At 55.4% G+C, this 21,070-nt stretch carries 21 protein-coding genes; 15 read left to right on the top strand and 6 right to left on the bottom strand.

Features of this window, described 5'->3' with window-relative positions; genetic code table 11:
- The first annotated feature begins 206 nt into the window (after positions 1-206).
- Positions 207-1,094, top strand: coding sequence for a sulfotransferase domain-containing protein (locus GOW72_RS18710; RefSeq protein ID WP_170368070.1), 888 nt, complete (start codon positions 207-209; stop codon positions 1,092-1,094).
- A 101-nt stretch (positions 1,095-1,195) separates the two neighbouring features.
- On the opposite strand, the gene GOW72_RS18705 is transcribed toward GOW72_RS18710, so the two are convergent.
- Positions 1,196-1,975, bottom strand: coding sequence for an MOSC domain-containing protein (locus tag GOW72_RS18705; protein ID WP_170368068.1), 780 nt, complete (start codon positions 1,973-1,975; stop codon positions 1,196-1,198).
- Between the two features lie 397 nt (positions 1,976-2,372).
- Here GOW72_RS18705 and GOW72_RS18700 point away from each other — a divergent pair, with 397 nt between their 5' ends.
- The 11 genes from GOW72_RS18700 (at position 2,373) to GOW72_RS18650 (ending at position 13,732) form a co-directional block, all read left to right on the top strand.
- Positions 2,373-3,692, top strand: a complete 1,320-nt coding sequence (locus tag GOW72_RS18700) for an ABC transporter substrate-binding protein (protein ID WP_093965439.1) — start codon at positions 2,373-2,375, stop codon at positions 3,690-3,692.
- Between the two features lie 79 nt (positions 3,693-3,771).
- Positions 3,772-4,719 carry a carbohydrate ABC transporter permease gene (locus GOW72_RS18695; RefSeq protein ID WP_170368066.1) on the top strand — a complete coding sequence of 316 codons (948 nt, stop codon included), beginning with the start codon at positions 3,772-3,774 and terminating at the stop codon, positions 4,717-4,719.
- Entirely contained in the window at positions 4,716-5,654 is a 939-nt protein-coding gene (locus GOW72_RS18690; protein ID WP_170368064.1) for a carbohydrate ABC transporter permease, read from the top strand. Before GOW72_RS18695 ends, GOW72_RS18690 begins: the two co-directional genes overlap by 4 nt.
- Positions 5,651-5,839, top strand: a complete 189-nt coding sequence (locus tag GOW72_RS18685; protein WP_170343500.1) for a hypothetical protein — start codon at positions 5,651-5,653, stop codon at positions 5,837-5,839. Before GOW72_RS18690 ends, GOW72_RS18685 begins: the two co-directional genes overlap by 4 nt.
- Before the next feature lie 2 nt (positions 5,840-5,841).
- Positions 5,842-6,939, top strand: a complete 1,098-nt coding sequence (locus GOW72_RS18680) for an ABC transporter ATP-binding protein (RefSeq protein WP_170368062.1) — start codon at positions 5,842-5,844, stop codon at positions 6,937-6,939.
- Positions 6,932-7,924, top strand: a complete 993-nt coding sequence (locus GOW72_RS18675) for an ABC transporter ATP-binding protein (RefSeq protein WP_170368060.1) — start codon at positions 6,932-6,934, stop codon at positions 7,922-7,924. The genes GOW72_RS18680 and GOW72_RS18675 overlap by 8 nt, the downstream gene beginning before the upstream one ends.
- Before the next feature lie 10 nt (positions 7,925-7,934).
- Entirely contained in the window at positions 7,935-9,557 is a 1,623-nt protein-coding gene (locus tag GOW72_RS18670; RefSeq protein WP_170368058.1) for a dihydroxyacetone kinase subunit DhaK, read from the top strand.
- 7 nt (positions 9,558-9,564) lie between these two features.
- A complete protein-coding gene (locus GOW72_RS18665; RefSeq protein ID WP_170343496.1) occupies positions 9,565-10,623 on the top strand; it encodes a LacI family DNA-binding transcriptional regulator in 1,059 nt (352 codons plus the stop codon).
- 26 nt (positions 10,624-10,649) lie between these two features.
- A complete protein-coding gene (locus GOW72_RS18660) occupies positions 10,650-11,705 on the top strand; it encodes a sugar phosphate isomerase/epimerase family protein (RefSeq protein WP_170368056.1) in 1,056 nt (351 codons plus the stop codon).
- Positions 11,705-12,859, top strand: coding sequence for a Gfo/Idh/MocA family protein (locus tag GOW72_RS18655; protein WP_170368054.1), 1,155 nt, complete (start codon positions 11,705-11,707; stop codon positions 12,857-12,859). The genes GOW72_RS18660 and GOW72_RS18655 overlap by 1 nt, the downstream gene beginning before the upstream one ends.
- Before the next feature lie 495 nt (positions 12,860-13,354).
- Positions 13,355-13,732, top strand: a complete 378-nt coding sequence (locus GOW72_RS18650) for a hypothetical protein (protein ID WP_170368052.1) — start codon at positions 13,355-13,357, stop codon at positions 13,730-13,732.
- Positions 13,733-14,084: 352 nt separating this feature from the next.
- Here GOW72_RS18650 and GOW72_RS18645 read toward each other — a convergent pair whose 3' ends face one another.
- A complete protein-coding gene (locus tag GOW72_RS18645; protein ID WP_170368050.1) occupies positions 14,085-14,729 on the bottom strand; it encodes a cation efflux transmembrane domain-containing protein in 645 nt (214 codons plus the stop codon).
- A gap of 75 nt (positions 14,730-14,804) precedes the next feature.
- Here GOW72_RS18645 and GOW72_RS18640 point away from each other — a divergent pair, with 75 nt between their 5' ends.
- The 3 genes from GOW72_RS18640 (at position 14,805) to GOW72_RS18630 (ending at position 17,498) form a co-directional block, all read left to right on the top strand.
- Complete coding sequence (locus tag GOW72_RS18640; RefSeq protein WP_170363786.1) at positions 14,805-15,221, top strand: MerR family transcriptional regulator; 417 nt, start codon at positions 14,805-14,807, stop codon at positions 15,219-15,221.
- Between the two features lie 244 nt (positions 15,222-15,465).
- Positions 15,466-16,470: a DUF1254 domain-containing protein gene (locus tag GOW72_RS18635; protein ID WP_170337759.1), complete on the top strand. Its 1,005-nt coding sequence runs from the start codon at positions 15,466-15,468 to the stop codon at positions 16,468-16,470.
- Positions 16,470-17,498: a DUF1254 domain-containing protein gene (locus GOW72_RS18630; protein ID WP_209509258.1), complete on the top strand. Its 1,029-nt coding sequence runs from the start codon at positions 16,470-16,472 to the stop codon at positions 17,496-17,498. The genes GOW72_RS18635 and GOW72_RS18630 overlap by 1 nt, the downstream gene beginning before the upstream one ends.
- 683 nt (positions 17,499-18,181) lie before the next feature.
- Here the strand turns inward: GOW72_RS18630 and GOW72_RS18625 are convergent.
- The 4 genes from GOW72_RS18625 to GOW72_RS18610 form a co-directional block, all read right to left on the bottom strand.
- Entirely contained in the window at positions 18,182-18,808 is a 627-nt protein-coding gene (locus tag GOW72_RS18625; protein WP_170368048.1) for a hypothetical protein, read from the bottom strand.
- A 31-nt stretch (positions 18,809-18,839) separates the two neighbouring features.
- The gene (locus tag GOW72_RS18620; protein WP_244952490.1) at positions 18,840-19,298 is read right to left on the bottom strand and encodes a helix-turn-helix domain-containing protein; all 459 of its coding nucleotides are present in this window, start codon (positions 19,296-19,298) and stop codon (positions 18,840-18,842) included.
- Between the two features lie 586 nt (positions 19,299-19,884).
- Positions 19,885-20,094 (bottom strand): MerR family transcriptional regulator, encoded by a 210-nt coding sequence (locus GOW72_RS18615; protein WP_170368045.1) that lies wholly within the window; start codon positions 20,092-20,094, stop codon positions 19,885-19,887.
- Between the two features lie 97 nt (positions 20,095-20,191).
- A complete protein-coding gene (locus tag GOW72_RS18610; protein WP_170368043.1) occupies positions 20,192-20,983 on the bottom strand; it encodes a hypothetical protein in 792 nt (263 codons plus the stop codon).
- Positions 20,984-21,070 lie beyond the last annotated feature (87 nt).

Raw genomic sequence — 21,070 nt, 5'->3', positions numbered from 1 at the left:
TTTTGCGGGCATTGCGCGCTGCTTGCTGGCCAGAACCCAGAGCGGTTGTTGGAATAACGTGTAGGTGCTGCTCCGCTCTCATTCTGTTGCCGGCCTGACTCAACAAGGCAGCAACTGGCTTTTTGGGATTTCCGCCATGAGAACCAGTCGCCTTTCACTTTCATTCCAATTTTCCTGAACCAATTCGCACGGAGGAGTTTTCAGACGTGAAAAACCGAAAGCTCTACCTTGGCCCCCTGACCGACAATAGACGCTGGGATATGGTTCGCATCCGCCCCGACGATGTGTTCGTGGTAACACCACCGAAATGCGGCACGACCTGGATGCAAACCATTGTATCTCTGTTGTTTTCTGGTGATCCCGAAGTTGAAACGGAGTTGTCCGTGAAAATACCGTGGGTAGACATCCGAATCCGAGAGATGCCTGAAGTCGCAGAGCGGCTCGAAGCCATGCAGCATCGGCGCAGCATGAAAAGCCACACACCGATGGATGGGTTACCTCTGGATGATCAAGCACAGTACATCTGCGTTTTTCGTCATCCCCTCGATGCGCATTTCTCGTTTCGCAAACACATCAGAAACATTCCAATGACCTGGTTTGACACCTGGTATCCCGAGAACGATGAAGAAGGTATCACATTCCGTCGCTTTCTGGACGGCGGGGCGGAAGGGTTCGATACCGATGCGATGCCACTGGCACATATCATTCGGCATTACAAAGCCGCTGCGGCACTTTCCGACCGGCCGAACGTATCGCTTTTTCACTACGCAGACATGACCCGGGACTTGAGAGGAACGTTCTTCAGGCTGGCTGACATCCTGGGCACGACCCATTCAGAGGCAGTCATGGATCAATTGGTTCAAACTGCGACCTTCGACAATATGAAGGACAAAGCAGAACGCTATGCCCCCTCAGGTGGCAAAGGATTCTTCAAGTCGGATGCCGAGTTTTTCCACAGCGGAACGAGCGGCAAATGGCACGGAAAACTGACGGCGGAAGAACTGGCAAGCTACGACGCGATGATGGATGCACACCTGGATCCCGAAGACCGAGACTGGTTGGAATATGGCTCTCAGGGGAGCCTCGCTGCGTAGACATCGCCACCCCGGGCGAACCAGCAAAAACCGAAGATCTTTTTCACGATTGAATATGGAACAGGGGTTTCCCGAGGTCGCCAATCTGAGGGGGGCGGCATTCAGGCAAGCATTTCCCCGGGTTGGCCGACACTTAGGGTTCCGCCTTTGGTCACCTCGACATAGATTCCCATATCCATGTGCCCCATCAACTTCCTAATAAGATAGGGTATTTTCAAGTCACGCTCGGCCGTATCCGGGTTCACTTCAGTGGCCGCACATCTTTTCGTACGCGATAGTATCTTCAACTCAACATCGCCAAATCTCAGAACTGATCCAACTGCATCCAACTCGGAAAACGAAGGCAAGCCGTCTATCTCGATGTTCGCGCGGAACCGCGCTGGCTGGATCTCTGCGTTCAGTTTTTCACCCAACTCTCTCACCGACGCGCGATTAAGAACGGATATCGCGTTCATCATTTTTGGTGAGACGACGGACACATCCGTAAACCGGTGAGGAGCAGACGAGACGAATTCCGGCAATTCGGGATCTTTCAAGTCGATCTCTGAAGACAGGAAACTTGCCGCATCCGTCCGGTCTTCTGGTGTTCGCATATTGAAGCTTTGCGTTTTGCCGTTCGCTTTGATCTCAAGATCTTGGGTCTCAAAATCAAAACTCGTCTCGACGCCTGCCAGCGCGGCCTCATTCAACAGAACAACAAAGCGATCTTTCGGCAGTGGCTGAGGGTTCTGTGGGTCGAATCCGGAGTTGTAGCGCGCAAATCCGAACAGGCGATCACCCGGGATCCCCTCCCCTGCCCGCAGCGTCACGGTTTGCATCGGATCGGCACTCAAGCCTTTGATTGGGTACCGGTTCAATCTGACGATAGAGAGCGCGTTCATACGTCTGCCCCTGACCATACGAGTTACGCACGAGCCAGAGTGACCCGTGCCGTTTGACGCTATCTCCAATCCTCAAGGGTATCGACCGAATAATCCGCTAGAGCCTCATAAGCGGGTTCCAAAATCCGGTTGGCCGCATGATGGACGTGATCGTGAGCTGGGCCAATTTTGGCGGGTGCGGCCCTTTATGCCTCACTGCTGAAAATACATGCACACCGACCAAATGGAATAAAATTACATTACATCAGTGATTTAAAGGAGCACCAATCGTCAACCACCGTCCGCTTGAGGTACGAACCTCAAAAATATCTAGACTTGATGTGCGTACCTCAAATAGCCTTGGGGGTATGCCGCGATTCGCACATCCTCGATTGACGGCGAAAAAAGGGAGGAATGGATGACTTACACAAAACTGGCCTCGGCCAGCGCAATAGTCCTTGCCGCTACTACTCTTTCCACCAAGGCGAATGCTGAAGATCTGACGCTTTGTTGGGCTGCATGGGACCCGGCCAACGCGCTTGTCGAGCTTTCAAAGGAATTCGAAGCCGAATCCGGTCACACGATGAACTTCGAGTTTGTTCCCTGGCCGAATTTTGCGGATCGGATGCTGAACGAGCTGAACTCTGGGGGCAAGCTCTGCGACTTGTTGATCGGTGACAGCCAGTGGATCGGCGGGGGCGCTGAGAATGGCCACTATGTCAAACTGAACGACTTCTTCGATGCTGAAGGCATCAGCATGGACGATTTCGCGCCGGCCACTGTTTACGCTTACTCGACCTGGCCCAAGGGCACGCCGAACTACTATGCGCTGCCAGCGATGGGCGATGCGAATGGCTGGTTCTATCGCAAGGACTGGTTCGAGAACCCCGACATCCAAGCCGCATACAAAGAAGCGACTGGTCAGGACCTGCGTGAGCCACAGTCTCAGAAAGAGCTGCTGCAGATCGCTCAGTTCTTCCAAGGTCGTGAGATCGACGGCAAGACCGTCTATGGGGCAGCAATCTTTACCGAGCGCGGCTCGGAAGGGATCACCATGGGTGTCACCGGAGCGCTGTATCCTTGGGGCTTCAAATACGAAAACACCCCGGGCTCATATGACATGGAAGGTGCGGTAAACTCACCCGAAGCGGTTGAAGCTCTGGAGTTCTACAAGGAATTCTACGAAACGGCGACGCCTCCGGGATATACCAACTCTTACATGGGTGAGAGTCTGGACGCCTTTAAGTCCGGTCAGGTCGCCATGGCGATGAACTGGTTTGCGTTCTTCCCGGGTCTCTACGCCGATCCCAATACCGGCGGCGACAAGATCGACTTCTTTGTGAACCCACCACAAAATCAGGCAGGTTCGACACTGGGCGGACAAGGTATCTCTGTTGTCAGCTACTCTGACAAACAGGACGCCGCACTTGAGTACATCAAGTGGTTTGCACAACCGGACGTTCAGGCCAAATGGTGGGAGCTCGGCGGCTACTCGGCCCATAACTCCGTACTGGAAGATCCGGGTTTTGTTGACAGCCAGCCGTTTGCCGGTGACTTCCTGGAAGCGATGGCCGGGGTGCAGGATTTCTGGCAGGAGCCGGCTTATGCGGAACTGCTGCTGGCGATGCAGAAGCGCATCCACGACTACGTGGTTGCGGACCAGGGCACCGCTCAAGAAGCGCTTGATCTTCTGATCCAAGACTGGACCGAAGTCTTCGAAGACGAAGGCAAGCTGTAGTCCGGACACAGGCAGGAGCGGGTGCAATCCCGCTCCACCTTCACCCGTGAGTCCTAAACCAACAAGAGCTGGCAAAGAGATGTCTGACAGGACCGTAAATCGCGTTGCGCAGGCAACGCCCGAGCGAGTTGCGCGAAAAATCCGAGGATTATCCGACCGCGCGATCGCCTGGATTTTCATCTCACCAACGATTTTTCTATTGCTGGCGATCAACATCTTTCCGTTGATCTGGACCATCCAACTGAGTTTTACCAACTACAAGGCCAACCGGATCGGGCGCGAGGTCAAAGACGTCGGACTCAGGAATTACGAACGTATCCTGACTGATTCAGACACCTGGCTGAACATGCAGGCGACGGCGCATTTCCTGTTCTGGACGATCTTTTTCCAGGTCCTGATCGGGTTCACGCTGGCGTGGCTGATCAACAAGAAATTCAAGGGCAACGATCTTTGGACCACGATCATCGTGCTGCCGATGATGCTGTCCCCGGCCGTCGTCGGGAACTTCTGGAAATTCCTGTATCAGCCTCAAATCGGCCTGTTCAACTACATCGTGTCATGGTTCACGGGCAAGGACCCCTCAAGCTTTGAAATGCTGGGGTCCGTCACGTTGGCCCCTTGGGCGATCGTGATCGTTGACACCTGGATGTGGACCCCCTTCGTGATGCTGATTTGTCTGGCCGGGCTGCGCAGCATTCCCGACTACATCTACGAGGCGGCTGAGATCGACAGGGCCAGCAAGCTGCGGCAGTTCTTTACGATCACCATTCCGATGGTGCTGCCGTTCCTGATGCTCGCGGTGCTGTTTCGAGGGATCGAGAACTTCAAGATGTTCGACCTGGTTGTTCAGCTGACAGGCGGTGGGCCGGGATCTGTAACGGAACTCACCTCAATCAATCTCAAGCGAGAGGCGTTTGAGAAGTGGCGGACGGGCTACGCCTCGGCCTATGCGATCATCTTGTTCGTCACCGTGTTCGGCCTTGCGTCGATCTACGTCAAAGCCCTGAACAAGGTGAAACAGAGATGAGCAGTTTTTCGGTCACTGAACCTTCGAACCGGTCCAAATGGATCGCAGGCATCCTGGTCATCACTTATGCGCTGATCACGATGATCCCGCTGGTGTGGATCTTGCTGACTGGCTTCAAGTCTCCGTCCGACGCGATCAGCTACCCGCCCAAAGTGGTCTTTGACCCAACGCTTGAAGGCTACGTCAACCTCTTCACCACACGCACCAGGCAAACGCAGGAGTTTCTGGAAGCCAACCCGCCGCAGAACTGGGCCGATGAGATCGTACGCCAATACGACATGGTGATCGTTGGGCCCTCCAAGTTCGGCGAGCGCTTCATGAATTCGGTCATCATCGGATTTGGCTCGACGTTCTTGAGTATCTTCCTTGGCACGTTGGCTGCCTATGCGTTCAGCCGATTTAAGGTCCCGCTTAAGGATGACCTTCTGTTCTTCATCCTGAGTACAAGGATGATGCCTCCGGTCGCTGTCGCCATCCCTATCTTCCTGATGTTCAGAAACCTCGGTTTAAGCGACACGCATCTCGGGATGATCCTGCTCTACACGGGCGTGAATATCTCCCTGGCGGTCTGGTTGCTGAAAGGATTCATCGACGAAATCCCCAGAGAGTACGAAGAAGCCGCCCTTATCGATGGGTACACGAGGTTTCAGGCCTTCTACAAAGTGGTGCTGCCGCAAGCCGCTACCGGAATTGCGTCAACTGCGATCTTCTGCCTGATCTTCGCCTGGAATGAGTACGCGTTCGCCGTGCTGCTGACATCCGCAAACGCGCAAACTGCACCACCGTTCATCCCGACCATCATCGGTATCGGCGGCTTGGACTGGCCTGCCGTTGCGGCCGGCGCGACGATCTTCCTGATCCCGGTCATGATTTTCACCATCCTGATGCGCAAACACTTGCTGCGCGGGATAACATTCGGAGCCGTACGCAAATGAGCGAGTTTCTTTCCGGATTGGTGCGGCTCCGCCGCGGCCCATGGGAGATGGTCGCAACCATCCTCATCGCACTGGGTGTCTTCATGCTGATGCAGCCCTTTGTCCTTTGGGCCTTCACTTATTCCTTCATCGTCACGCTGATCGGAACCGTCATGTTCATCATAGTCAGCCATTTCCCGGAGTAGAAATGGCCCAGATCGTAGTCAAAAACGTAAAGAAGATGTTCGGCGATTTCACGGCTGTCCGCGAAAGTTCGTTCACGATTGAAGACGGCGAGTTTTTCATGCTGCTGGGCCCCTCCGGTTGCGGGAAAACGACGACGCTGCGGATGATCGCGGGATTGGAGCTTCCAACGTCGGGCGAAATCTATCTGGACGGCGAAGAGATCAGCCAGCGGCCGCCATCAGAGCGGGACATTGCCTTCGTGTTCCAGATGTTCGCGCTGTATCCCCACATGAACGTGCGCAAGAACATCAGCTATCCGCTTATATCGCAGGGCATGCCGCGTGCTGCTGTCAAAGCCAAAGTCGAAGAAGTCGCGGGGATTCTGGGGATCAACGACATCCTCGACAGCCCGGTGGGTGGGCTTTCAGGTGGCGACAGGCAACGCGTGGCGCTGGGTCGCGCAATTGTTCGCGAACCCAAGGCATTCATGATGGACGAACCGCTGGGTGCCTTAGATGCCGAGTTTCGGGAACACATGGCCGAAGAACTACGCGCGCTCCACGATCGCATGGGCGCAACCACTGTTTACGTCACACATGACCAACTGGAAGCCATGCAAATGGGCGACAAGATCGTTGTGATGAACAACGCTGTGATCGAGCAATTCGGCACGCCGCAGGAAATCTACGACAAACCGGCCACAATGTTCGTTGCGGATTTTATCGGGTCTCCGTCGATGAACTTCCTACCGTTTCAGGGAAAGGTCGCGCCTGGCTCGGAAATGGTTCGACTGAATGGCCATGACGAAGCCGTGCCCAAACTGATGGAAGGGGCGGAAGGTGACTTGGTTTTCGGCGTTCGACCCGAGCATGTTTTTCTGTCAGATGCCAGCGCCTACCGAGCCAAGGTCCTGGCCGCTGAATATCTGGGAACGACCCAGATCGTGACGCTGCAAAGCCCGAACGGAGAGTTGAAAGCCCGGATTGATGCACGCGAAACCGTCAATCCCGGCGAGACGGTCGGATTGGAGTTCCGCTCATCCGCAGTGACCCTTTTCGAAAAATCTACCGGACGCGCGTTGAGGTCCGCACTGAACGACGAGGTACTGAGCAATGGCTGAAGTCGTTCTGGAAAACATTTCGAAGTCATTCGGCGACATCAAAGCGGTGGATGATATCTCAATGACGATCCCCAACGGCGCCTTTGTGGTGTTGTTGGGTCCGACGGGTGCGGGAAAAACAACGACGCTGAGACTGATATCCGGGCTTGAGAAACTGGATTCAGGCACGGTTCGCATTGCCGGGCGCGACGTCGGGATGGATACACCCGCCCAGCGCGATGTGGCGATGGTTTTCCAGCAGTACTCGCTGTACCCGCATATGACAGTGCGTGAAAACCTGTCTTTCCCTCTGCGGTCGCCGATCCTGAAGACGCCAGAGGATGAGATCGCCAGGAAGGTCAACGAAGTGTCGGAGATCCTGCAGATCCCGCACAAACTGGACAACAAAGCCACCGAACTGTCTGGCGGCGAAATGCAGCGTGTCTCGATCGGACGGGCGCTGGTGCGTGACCCCCAGATCTTCCTGATGGACGAACCGCTCAGCTCTTTGGACGCCAAGCTTCGGGCGGATTTGCGGGTCGAGTTGAAGAGAATTCAGGCCGACCTGGGATCAACCTTGCTTTATGTGACCCATGATCAGGTGGAAGCCATGACAATGGCCACGCATATCGGCGTTTTGGAAAACGGCAGGCTGGTTCAGTACGGTACCCCTCGCGATATCTACGAAAATCCCGGCAGCGTTTACGTGGCCAGCAGGTTGGGTCTGCCACGGATAAACATCCTGCCGTCCGAGTTGTTCGGAGGCGACCACAAAGGTCCGCAGATTGGTCTTCGCCCGGAAAACATCGTTGAAGGTGAAGGCAGCGAGGCGCGCGTGATACGCGCCGAGCATCTGGGTGATCAAACACGACTGCACTTGGACCTAAACGGTCACCCGGTCGTGACGTTGATAGATGTCCACCAGGACTATCCATCTGGAAAAATTATTAAAATCCGCCCCCACAACCCATTGTATTTTGACGCGTCCGGCGCGCGGGTGAATTAAGGAGCAAAGCATGGCCCAGTTCCTCAACACAAAAGAAACCCTGGTAACAGATGCCATAGACGGTCTTCTGGCCTCCTCTGGAGGGAGGCTTACCCGGCTGGACGGCTACCCGCATATCAAAGTTGTCTACAGGTCGGATTGGGACAAGTCGAAGGTGGCGTTGGTGTCCGGTGGAGGGTCAGGTCACGAGCCCGCCCATGCGGGCTTTGTTGGCGCCGGTATGCTGACGGCCGCAGTCTGCGGCGAAGTGTTTGCGTCCCCGTCTGTCGAGGCGGTTCTGGCGGGCATTCTTGCAGTCACGGGTGAGGCTGGGTGCTTGCTGATCGTCAAGAACTATACCGGTGACCGGCTGAACTTTGGGCTGGCCGCTGAACGCGCCCGTGCATTGGGTCGCAAGGTTGAAATGGTGGTCGTCGACGACGACATCGCCCTGCCCGACCTGCCGCAACCACGTGGCGTGGCAGGCACGTTGTTCGTGCACAAAATCGCCGGAGCGCTTGCGGAAAGCGGTGCTGACCTGGACACCGTTGCCAAAGCAGCCAGTAGCACCATCGAAAAGGTTGTCAGCATTGGTATGAGCCTGGACACCTGTACCGTTCCGGGATCTCCGAAAGAAGACAGGATCGCACCCGGCAAGGCGGAACTTGGTTTGGGCATCCATGGCGAGCCGGGTGTGCAGCAAGTCGAATTCTCAAATGCCGTATCGGCCATGTCCACAGTGGTGGAGAAGCTGAGGCAACGGCTTGGGGCCGGGGAATGTGTGGCGTTGGTCAACAACCTCGGTTCCACGACTCCGCTGGAAATGGCTGTCCTAACGCACGCCTTGTCCGAAACCGGTATTGCCCACCATATCATCGGTCCGGCCCCCATGATGACATCGCTAGATATGCACGGGTTTTCTGTTTCCATTCTACCCGTGGATCAGGCCGATTTGTCAGCTCTTGAAGCACCTGTTGATCTGGCCGCGTGGCCCGGGGTCAATTCCATCGACCCGATCAAAGTGGCACCATTGCCTGACGGCCTGACGCCGATCGATCCAATTCCTTCGAACAATCCCACCACAAGGGAAACGATCTCGCGCTTGTCTGAACTCCTCATCAACGCTGAGAAGAATCTGAACGAACTGGACGCGAAATCCGGTGATGGCGACACAGGAAGCACATTGGCGACGGCCGCAAGAGCGCTGCAAGGCAGCCTTGACCGCATGCCGCTCGCTGATTTGACTCAGCTGTTCCCGGCGTTGGGCAATGAATTGAGCCAAACCATGGGTGGCTCCTCCGGTGTGATACTAGCAATTTTCTTCAATGCAGCTGGTGACGCATGTGCCAATGGGGCAACCGTAGCCAAATCCCTGGAAGAAGGCCTGAAACGCGTCAGCCAAGTCGGAGGCGCCAAGGTCGGCGACAGAACTATGATTGACGCCTTGGCACCCGCGCTTGCCGCTCTCCCATCGGGGTTGACCCATGCCGCACATGCCGCCCGCGAAGGAGCGAACAATACGGCCAAAATTCGCCGTGCGAAGGCGGGCCGAGCAGCTTATGTTCCCGAAGAAAACCTAGTTGGACATAACGATCCCGGCGCTGAGGCCGTTGCCTTGTTGTTCGAGGGCTTGGCGCGGGAGCTTGAGGGCTGAGGAACACGTGGCAGACCAAAAACAAAAACTAGAATTGGTGAAGAAGCCAACCGTCAATGACATCGCGCGGGTTGCGGGTGTCAGTCTTGCGACTGTGGACCGGGTCTTGAACAGGCGCCCCGGCGTGCGCGCAGTAACCGTTCAGAAAGTACAAAAGGCAATTGATGAACTGGGGTATGTGCGCGACACCGCCGCGGCAAACCTCGCACGAAACCGGGTTTACAATTTCCTTTTTGTTCTGCCGGACACCGACAACGAATTTGTGGAGGCGATCAGCAACCAGATCGCAGAGCAATCCCGTGACCAGTTTATCGAGCGGACTCGCATCACGATCAAAAGGGTCGCTCCGTTTGAACCGCAGGATATCGTCAACATTCTGGATGCTGTCGACAGTTTGGATGTTGATGGGGTTGCCGTTTTCGGACCCGAAACGCCTTCTGTTCGCGATGCGGTGAGACGGCTCAAGGACAAAGGGGTTCCGGTGGTTGCCTTGGTGTCTGACCTGCCGAGTTCCGAGCGAGACCACTTTGTAGGAATTGACAACGTTTCCGCAGGACGAACCGCCGGTCAATTGATGGGACGGTTCGTGCATCGGGAAGGCAAGGTCCTGGTTCTGACTGGCTCTCGTTTGGCACGTGACCACCTGGAGCGTCGCCAGGGCTTTGATCTTGTTGTGGCCGAGGAGTTTCCGCATCTCGAGGTCGTGGCGTCTGTTGAGGGCCGGGATGACCCGGATCTGATTTACAAGATGATGCCCGAGATCTTCGAAACCTACCCGGATCTGGTCGGAATATACTCGTCTGCGGCGGGCAATGCCGGCCTTATTCAGTTCCTTTCGGAAAACAAGCTCAGCAAGGATCTGGTGATCATAGCGCATGAGCTGACTCCGCTTAGTCGAGAGGCTCTAAGGCTTGGCACGTTTGACGCTCTGATCTCGCAAGACACCGGGCACATTGTTCGTTCAGCCGTCCGTCTTCTGCGTGCGACTTCGGACAAAGTCCCATTCAACAAAGCGCAGGAACGTATCCGTATCGACATCTATCTGAGGGAAAATTTACCGCCATAGCGGCTTAGGTTTTGGGGAGGAAACTTATGAAAACGATCAAAGGTCCAGCATTATTTCTTGCACAATTCGCAGGGGACGAAGCACCGTTCAATTCGTGGGACGCGATTACCAAATGGGCGGCTGACTGTGGATACAAGGGCGTCCAGGTTCCCAGTTGGGATGGCCGGTTGTTCGACCTAGAACAGGCCGCGTCCAGCACCGGCTACTGCGATGACTTCAAAGGCAAAGCCAGGGAAAATGGCGTCGAAGTCACTGAACTGTCAACGCACCTTCAGGGTCAACTTGTGGCCGTTCACCCGGCCTATGACAGCGCCTTTGATGGCTTTGCCGCCGAGAGAGTCAGAGGAAACCCGAAAGCCCGGCAAGAATGGGCCGTAGACCAGGTAAAAAAAGCATTGTCCGCTTCGAAGAACCTGGGCATTTCGGCGCATGCGACATTCTCGGGCTCGTTGGCGTGGCCCTACGTCTATCCCTGGCCGCAGCGCCCTGCCGGCTTGATTGAGACGGCATTTGATGAACTCGCCCGCCGCTGGGGGCCAATCCTTGATCACGCCGAGGAATGCGGCGTTGATGTCTGCTATGAAATTCACCCCGGAGAGGACCTCCACGACGGCGTGACCTACGAGATGTTCCTCGAACGGACAGGCAATCACCCAAGGGCTTGCATGTTGTACGACCCGTCGCACTACGTACTGCAATGCCTCGACTATCTGGACAATATCGACATCTACAAGGATCGGATCCGGATGTTCCATGTCAAAGATGCCGAGTTCAACCCGACCGGGCGGCAAGGGGTTTATTCAGGATACCAAAGCTGGGTGGATCGTGCCGGCCGGTTCCGGTCGCTTGGTGATGGCCAGGTGGATTTCGGGGCAGTCTTCTCAAAAATGGCGGCGAACGACTTTGATGGCTGGGCTGTGGTCGAATGGGAATGCTGTCTCAAACACCCCGAGGATGGAGCGCGTGAGGGCGCTCAGTTTGTGTCGGATCACATCATCCGTGTGACCGAGAAAGCCTTTGATGATTTCGCGGACGGTGGCACTGACGAAGCCGCCAATCGCAAAATGCTGGGGATCGAATAATGGTTACAGGACGCAGTGAAGAAGCCTCGGGTCGCATTCGGCTTGGCATGGTCGGCGGCGGAAATGACGCCTTCATAGGCGGCGTTCATCGCATAGCGGCGCGATTGGATGACAGGTTCGAACTGGTTGCCGGCGCTTTGTCTTCGACGCCCGAAAAATCCATTGAAAGCGGCCGGGCATTGGGTCTCGAACGGGTCTATGAAGACTTCAAACAAATGGCGATCCGGGAAGCCCGGCTCAAATCCGGGATCGAGGCGGTCTCAATCGTCACGCCAAATCACGTCCACTATGCCGCCGCGCGTGAATTCCTGAAACGTGGGATTCACGTCATTTGTGACAAGCCACTCACCTCGACCCTTGCCGATGCAAAAAAACTGGTCAAAGCGGCGGAAAGCGCGAATGCCCTGTTCATACTGACCCACAACTACACGGGCTACCCAATGGTTCGGCAGGCGCGTGAAATGGTTGCCAACGGCGATATTGGCAAAATCCGCGTCGTCCAGGTTGAATACCCGCAGGACTGGCTGACCGAGCAGCAGGATTTCAAACAGGCGGAGTGGCGAACCGATCCCGAACGCTCCGGCGCGGGCGGATCAACCGGTGACATCGGAACCCATGCCTACAACCTCGTTTGTTTTGTGACCGGGCTGAGGGCGGAAAGCCTTGCGGCGGATCTGCAAGCTTTCGTGCCGGGGCGCCAAGTCGATGACAACGCACATGTCTTGCTTCGCTTCGAAGGCGGAGCACGGGGTATGCTGTGGTCCTCTCAGGTGGCTCCCGGCAACGAAAACGCACTTCGGTTGAGGGTCTACGGCGAAAAAGGTGGGCTGGAGTGGGCTCAGGAAGACCCGAACTATCTCTGGTTCACGCCCTACAACGAACCAAAGCGTCTGATCACCCGCAATGGCGCTGGAGCTGGTGACGCTGCCAATCGCTTGAGCAGAGTTCCTCCGGGCCATCCCGAAGGATATCTTGAAGGGTTCGCCAATATTTACGGAGAGGCTGCTGAGGCGATCCAGGCTTTCCGAAATGGGATTTCACCTGAGGCGTCCGTTGTTTACCCAACCGTGCACGACGGGCTAGACGGCGTCAAATTTGTAGCCGCTTGTGTGCAAAGCTCGTCCAGAAACGCGGCTTGGGTCAAGTTGGAGTAAGTCTGGCTGTGGGCATAGGGTAGGCACCGGATACTGAGCCAGCCAACCCTTCCCTGCCCCTCGGCTCGTCCAACCACCAGTTCGCCGCAGTATTGAAACTCTGTGGCCGCCAAAATCATAGCCCGCCGGGCAAAGCAACTCTTCGCCGCATCGTCCACCAATGGCCGCTCTGCGGACGAAGCCACCAACGCGGCCAGCAAGTACAAGAGGCCGCGAACCGACCCACAACGGAACCATCGGTATGAGCGTCTGTTCAGCACAGCAGCTCAATGATGTCAGCCACCGCTTTCAGAAAGATCGCCGCAACAGGAGGCGATCACGGCAAAACTGGATGGGTCGAATAGCCTCCAACCACCACGTATCCACTGCCGGATTTTGAGGTCTCGGTTTGCGCCTCCAGGCCAAGCAACCCAGCGCGGAAGCCCCTCGATTTGACGACCCCGTATTTTTTCTGATAGACCGCGCGCCCTTTCCCAAAAATAGGAGGACCTGCAGATGTGGGTAGCATTCTCGACGCCCGAGGGTTCGGGCTTTTTCTCAGCCGTTGCCATGGATGAGGACGGCAACACCAGCGGGCCGCACATGGGATCCCGCGTCTGCCTGCGGTTTCGCCGCGCACAGGATGCCGAATTGCTGCGCGACTATGGCATGGACGGTCAGGTGATCGAAACACCGGGCGGCGACTACCGTTTCCGGGCATTCATACCGCGCAACCACCTCGTGACCGTGCTGATGAACTTGGGCAACCACATGTCTTACCCAAATTTCAAGGCCAGCATCCCAAAAGATGATGTGGCGTTCGAACGCGCCTGCCACGAGGTTTGGGCGGCATTCGGCGAACTACAGGAAGGCGGACCATATGGAATGGGGTGAAACACCCCATTAAACCCAGCGCGGTTGCCTCGAAGTTGTCTTGAGACAGAACACCTCGGATTCACCACATGGGCAATACTGACGAAAACACTGTTTTTCGGGAGTTACCAGTGGCGGACCGAGGAGCAAGAATACTTTTTGTATAACTATTTGTTAAAAAATTATAAAATCTCATAAATTAAGATGCATACCACTAAATATACCACACCAGTCATTGGAACTGGCGCTTCAAAGTCTCAGGTTCGAGCATGACGGAACGACCGGTAACTAAGAAATAGCAGACACTCATACAAAGTGCAGCGAAATTCAGGTTCGAGCCCATACCTACCCGGTGTGCTCCCCGCAGCGAATGTCAGCTTGTCCGGGCTGCTCCATGCTCGTGCGCGGCGTCCTCGCGCCGTTCCTCAAGTGCCTGTCGGACAATTTGGTACGAAGATGACAAGAATAGGCTCGCCATGATCGCAGCGACAATGAGGTCAGGCCAGCCCGTTGCGGTGCCCCAGACACCCAAAGCGGCAATCATCACGGCCACATTGCCGATGGCGTCGTTCCGCGAGCATAGCCAAACCGACCGCACGTTGGCGTCTCCATCCTTGTAGCTGACAAGCAAGAGTACGCTCGCAAGGTTTGTTGCGAGAGCCAGCGCACCGATGATCCCCATGATTTCGGCCTCTGGAACACCCACGTAGAACACCCGATAGACGGTCGAACCAAACACCCACGCGCCCATCAGGAAGAGGCTGATCCCCTTCGCCAAGGCTGCGTTCGTTCGAGCGCGAACAGAAGCACCGATCACGGCGAGGGAAATACCATAGGTGAGCGCGTCCCCAAGGAAGTCTAACGCGTCTGCTTGAAGTGCCTGAGACTTTGCATAGTGTCCGGCGGTCATCTCGACCACGAACATTGTCGCATTCAGCGCGATGACGACCCATAACCGGCGTTTGTATTCGTTCGACATCCCGTCAAACTTCACGTCGCTACCGCAGCATCCTGCCATTTTTGAAACCTCTTCAGAATCGCCTCGGTTCTAATGTAGTCTCTCTAGTGACTAGAGGTTCAAGAGGGTTTTCGCATGTTCTCAATTGGAGAGCTTTCGAAGCGGACGAAGGTCAAAGTGCCTACCATCCGCTACTATGAAGAAATGGGTCTCCTGGCTCCACCGGAACGTACAGCAGGCAACCAGAGGCGTTACACAAACGATGGTCTGGAACGCCTGAGCTTCATCCGTCATGCGCGTGATCTTGGCTTCTCCATCGACGCGATCTCATCTCTGATCGAGTTGCAAAACCATCCAGACCGATCATGCGAAGCCGCCACCGAGATCGCCGAAGGTCAGTTGTCCGAAGTGCGAGCCAAGATCAAACGACTCAAAGCGCTTGAGAACGAACTGAAGCGTATTGCTCAAGGATGTGATGGTCGCGGCGTGGCAGAGGACTGTTATGTCTTGGCCTCGCTCGCAGACCATGACCTATGTGGCCGGGATCACTGACCCTCGAAAGCTGACATCTATTCGGTAACTCCGAACGGCAGCTTTGTCCGGCACAGCAGACGTACGTCGCAAGTCTTTCCAATGTCTGCTGTGCGGACAAAACAGACATTCCCTGCAGGTGCTATACATGAAAAATCACCGGCAGTCAGACGACACGAGTAAAGCAAAGTGGGTGTTGTCGCGGCGTTCGATTGAGCTACGTCACGTCGGGGCTGATAACTCGGAAAACGATTGGGAGAAGTGAATGAAAGAAATTGTTAAGTCTGCCAGTCTCATTACTTTCGCTGCAGCGCCCGCGCTTGCTCAAGAAACTGTCACGCCCAAGACATACATCCGGGCTGAAGTCGACATGTCCTTCTCCCAGTTCCAGCTTAATGCTGGAAGTGACGTGAACCGCTTCTACTACATCCGCAAGCCGACGCCACTGGACGCGCAGGCCGTGGTACGGATGAACCGCGATACGCTTTATGCCGGCTCCGTGGTCGATACCGAGGGCGGCGCAACGATCACGATTCCTGAGTTTCCGGATGACCGCTATTTCTCTATCCTCGTCATCGACAACGACCACTACGCGCCCGTGGTCTTCTACGAGCCGGGCACTTACGAGATCCCGGGCGACACCAAATATGTCGCTCTGATCATGCGGATCCAGATCATGGACCCGAGCGATCCGGCGGATGTGGCGCTCGTCAACGATATGCAGAACAAGTTCGTCATCGAAGCGGCAAGCCACGATCTCTTCCCCGAACCGCAATGGGACGTGGACAGCATGCTCGCCCTGCGTGCCGAGTACGAAAAGGAATTCCAGAAGTTCAGCCAGTACGAGCCCGACTGGATGGGCCCGCGAGGCGAAGTGAACGAGGAAACCCGCCATCTCGCAGTCGCTGGTGCCTGGGGGCTCTTCCCGGAGAAAGATGCCGTCTACATCAACTACACCGGCCCGGCCTCAGCGGAAGCCTGCTATACGGCGACCTACGAAGTGCCGCCCAATGATGCCTTCTGGTCGATCACCGTCTACGGCGCCGACGGCTTCATGGAGAGCGACAACAACATTGTTAATGACCGCAACGTGAGCCTGAACGACGACGGCACCTTCACTGTGCACTACGGCGCTGAGGTGCTCTGCGGCGCACAGCCCAACCGCGTCGACATCAGCGACGGCTGGAACTTCTTGATGCGCATCTACCGCCCCGGCCAGGCCGTGCTCGACCGGACATACACATTGCCAGACGTCACGGAGGCAAACTGATGACCCGAACATTTGCACCTGTGTTTTTCGTCGGCATGATCTTTGCCGGTGCGGCCATGGCTGATGGCACCCAGGTCACTCTCGACAATTTTACGATCGCCGAAACTGACAAATACATGTCGGAGCACTCTGCTGAGCATGAAGTGAACACAATCCGGCATTCGCGCGAGCCATCCAGTCCGGACAACCAGTTCGTAATCACCGAGAACAAGGATGTGCTCTATAGCCATGCTGTCGTCGATACGATGGGTGGTGCGACGATCACCAATCCTGACTGGGATTACCTTTCGATGATCCAGATCATCGACGAGGCGCACTATACTCTGCACGTGCTTTATGCTGGCGAGAGCGTCACTCTGACCCCTGAGGACCTGACCACAGGCCGCTACGTGTTTCTCAACATGCGAACCGGGTTGAAATCAACGGATGAGGCCGGACTTGCAGAGGCGCACGCGCATCAGGATGGCTTCCTGATTGAGGCCGCTTCGACAGAGCCCTATGCGCCCAAGGGGTTCGATACCGAAAGCCTCGATGTTGTCAGGGCCTCGCTGGTCGCTCGAGCAGCAGAAGCAGACAAGCCGGAGTTGTTCTTTGGCCGCCCGGAGGATGTTGACCCGGAAATGTTCCTGATTGCCACAGCGAAAGGGTGGGGCGGCTTGCCTTACAAGGATGCTGTCTACATTTCGACGATCGTTCCTGAGGGCGCTTCGGCTGAAGGCGCATGTTCCGAGATGACCCTGCCGTCCCCACCTCTGAAATTTGACGACGGTGCGTTTTTCTCGGTGACGACCTACAGTGCAGAAAGCTGGATCGTCGAAGAGAACTTTGCTCTGAACAATCGGGCAGCGGAAGAGAACGCGGACGGTTCCATCACGTTCCGATATAATTGTCCGGGGCAGCCAAACAACATCGACGTGCAACCCGGCTGGACGCAGGTCATCCGCCTCTATCAACCGGAAAGTGCCGAAGCTATTACGGATTACGTGGCCCGAATTACCTCAGAGGTTAAGGTCGTTCCTATCAAATAGCGAACACGCACCTGCAAGTCTTACAGATCACCGCCGGGCACTGCCCCTCCCCCTGATATGCCCGGTGGTTCCGGGGCGGTGCTCTTCCTGTCGCCGCCCCGTCTCAGACAGAGCGAGACTGGCTGATATTTTCAACGTTTAGCGCATTCTCAAAACGGCCGATCGAGTAAATTCTTAGCAGTGATCCGTTGAGCCCTTTTGTCCGAGTGTCCGACATCGGTGCCCCAAAGTTCTTTGCGCTGTGAATGAATGACCTCTTTTAATTTGCGGCGCAGTCATTGGATTTGGCAAAAAGTTCGCTGCATTTGCGAAAGGCGAACCAATAGCACCTCCGCTTCGGGCTCGGTGCAGACATCCGCCTAGTTCTGTCGAATGACTACTTTGTGTCGGTTACCAGCCCCTGCCCAATCAATGGATCAGCTTCTGCAGCGTCTTGTCTGTTCGGATCAATTCAGTGATCGTCTTGCGCAGTTCCTCAGCTTCTCTGGACCTTTGTCCATGTCTCCAGGACGGATGGCTTGGCCCAGCAACGTGCCCACCTCTAGCCCCATGCATGCGACAAACACTCCAGCCTTGAACGGCGGGTGCGCGGCACCGCTTGCCAGTGGATTTCGCCGTAGCGGTGCATCTGGGCGCATCATTGAGCCGTTTGGTGGGGTTTATGAGGTTGTCGTTGTTTTTTTTCATTCACCCCGCCCCCTGTTTTGGACGTTACCAACGATTGCCTGCCCACCTTCATTGACTTCCACGCGTTCGACCCGGACGGTTTGATCTGCCTTGGATCGATATCGTTTCAGGGTTTCAACCTGGCTGGTGAAGGTCCGCGCAAGTTTGTTGAGCGCTCGTTCCGCAGAATCTTGCTGCGGGAGAGTTTTTACGTGGTTCAGGCGACGTGCCAACATCATCGTGGCCTGATGGATCGCGCCCATCTGGATCGCAAGCATGGCTTCGATCTCGTCTTGCGGCTTAACCCCAGCGACAACCGACATCACAAAGTTCGATGCCGTCTCTGAGACAGAGCTGTCTTGTTGCCCAAGAGTCGCGATTTGATCAATGACGCCTTCGAAGAATCGGCAGTCTGTTGTGCCAAGCTCATGCATTGCTAAAGCACAAGCCGCCGTCGGATCTTTTCCTTTGTGCCCAACCGTGAGCCGGCGTGTATCTTCATCGAAGTCCAACTTGATGTCCGGTGCCCTAACGCGTGATCTCTTCCGTTCCCTCAAATCGGCAACAGCAATGGTCTCCGCTTCGGTAAGCTCGGAGTTCTTTGTCTGCAGATCGTTGCCTTCGTCCTTCGGTGCCTTGGTCATTTTCGCCTCGCATAGCAGGGAGTGGTTAGTATTAGTGTTCCGTTTCAGCACCGAGGGACCTGATAGAAACCGGCCTGACGGGTTCTGATTTGGAACCATGGGAGGTCTTTGGGTTCTCAAACGGAACCACAGAGGATGGTGACGGGTCCGTCCCAGAACCGCGTTTTGTTTTTTCGGGCTGCCAAAAGCGCCAGTCGTTTGTGGCGGCTTTCTTGCCGGACCGGGTCTGCGTCGCCTTGGTCGTCAAACGCCATTCATGCGCTCGCCGGTGATACCAGTTGCCTTCCTGCTCCAGCACAAGGAAGCCTTTGTCCTGCAGATCCTCGAAAGCGCGTTGAACGGTAGCCTTACCCAACCCCAAGATTTCTGCCGCCTCGTTCATCGACAGAAACACCTTGCCGTTGTTGCCGCCATTGAAGCGGGTGTGAAGCTCCAGCCAGAGCTTCACCGCAGGTCCGGACAGAGCCCGCCACGCCGGGGACTTGATCATTGCGTAGGGCAGAGGGACGTATTGACCCTCATCTGATCGTTTACCCGCAGGAGATCTCCGCCTACTCATCGCGAGACCTCCGCGGGAAATGCTCGGGCAAACCATCCAGTTCGGGTATGTCACAGCCGACATGTGCCCGGACGAGCCTAGTTAGGCCGGATTTGGACACACAGTACCCGAGCGTGTCCCACGCCGCTCCCCCGGCAGGAAATTGGGGTCTCTGACGCTGAAACAGCCATTGGATGCCATCTCGGCATACGACAACCCGGTAAATGCCGACGCGAAAGAGCTCGCCGCTGTAGTTCTCGGCGGTTTCCCGATGATCAATTTGCGGAAGAGGGCCTGTTTCGGCCCCCCTTGCGTGACTGGCATTGGTCGATTTGGAAAAGGACATATCAGCCATGCTCGATCCGTCCTTTCCGTACGATCACCCGTTCGACCGAGTGGCCAAGGGGCGACCAGTAGTACCGGCGCTCGTTTTGACTTGTCGGCGCGGGGCATCCTGTGGCATCAACTGGACTTGCTAGGGTGGCAGTCGATGTCACTGGAAAAGCCCCATCTCCGCGCTTGGAGTTGGGGTTTTTCATTATGCAGCCTCGTTGTTGGGATCTGTGCGCCGGGCGGCCAGCCAGGCGTTCAAGTCGGCGCCGTGATAAGCGATCCGCCGACCTATGCGGATAAAGGCCGGACCACACATGCGATGGCGCCATTGAGCCAGTTTCTCGCGGTTTCCCAGCAATCGCATTTCAGGGTCTTCCGGGAAATAGACCCGGTCGTCATTGAAGACGTTTGCCATCGTTGAAATCCTCTTGGATCAGTTGCGATGGCTGAACTATGCGATTGGTTTAGCCTTTTGGGCAGGCATCGAAGGAGAAAGAATTGGAAGGAAAGAATTATTTCCTAACCTTTCGTTCACGGTCGTAGTTTTGTATCGAGCGTCCCGTTATCGGGTAACCGTCTTCGGTAAGCTCCGCGGCAACCGCATCTGCACTCAATTCGTCCGGTAGTCCATCTGGGTAGCGCGCAATAAATTCGCGTTTGGCAGGCGAGGGTTTGGGACCTCGTTTTTTGGTTATGGGCTGCTGCTCATTTTCTTGTTCTGGTTTCACCCAGTGTTTGTTCAGCAGATTCAACGCTTCAAAAGTGTCGTAGTAGCCATCCGGATATACGTCAGGATCAAAAACTACATACCAACCAATAAATGGTTTTACGTATTGATCAAAAACGCCACCGTCACACTCATCGCTTGGAGACTGGCCAAAATAGTTAGCAAACAGCCGTTTGGTTTGGTTCTTTTGCTTCACTACGCCTGTTTCACCGTCGATGCAGCAATATCTGTCCCAAAGGTCGCGACCAGACATTCTTTTGGCATCAAACTCTTTGAAGATCGTCAATAGTTCAGTCATGTCGCGCAACGGAAATTCAAGGAAAAAATAGAAAAACTGATCAGTGTGAAAGAGTATTGGGTGGTTTGCCTTTAGAAGGTTCCCAGCACTTGAACACAGAACAGCACCATAATCTTCGTCTAATCGGTTCATAATCCAGAACGCAATCAGTTCTATTTCGAAGTTGGAACTACTGAGACTTAGCTTTTTACGCGCCCATTTATGGTTACTTAGAGAGAGTATTTCTTTCTTAGGGTTGATATTCTCATCCAAGGCAACCTGGGGATTTTCATCCAACATCTCGAGTGCATCAGCTAAATACAGTCGTTCTGCCAGATTGCGAACGTTTGACCGCATTTCTTTCCAGTCGATATAGCCGGGAGGACA

It is taken from the genome of Ruegeria arenilitoris, assembly GCF_013032855.1.
In the GTDB taxonomy this organism is placed as follows: Bacteria; Pseudomonadota; Alphaproteobacteria; order Rhodobacterales; family Rhodobacteraceae; genus Ruegeria; species Ruegeria arenilitoris.
Note: the sequence above shows the minus strand (reverse complement) of the source record. Positions and strands in the feature narration are given on the sequence as shown.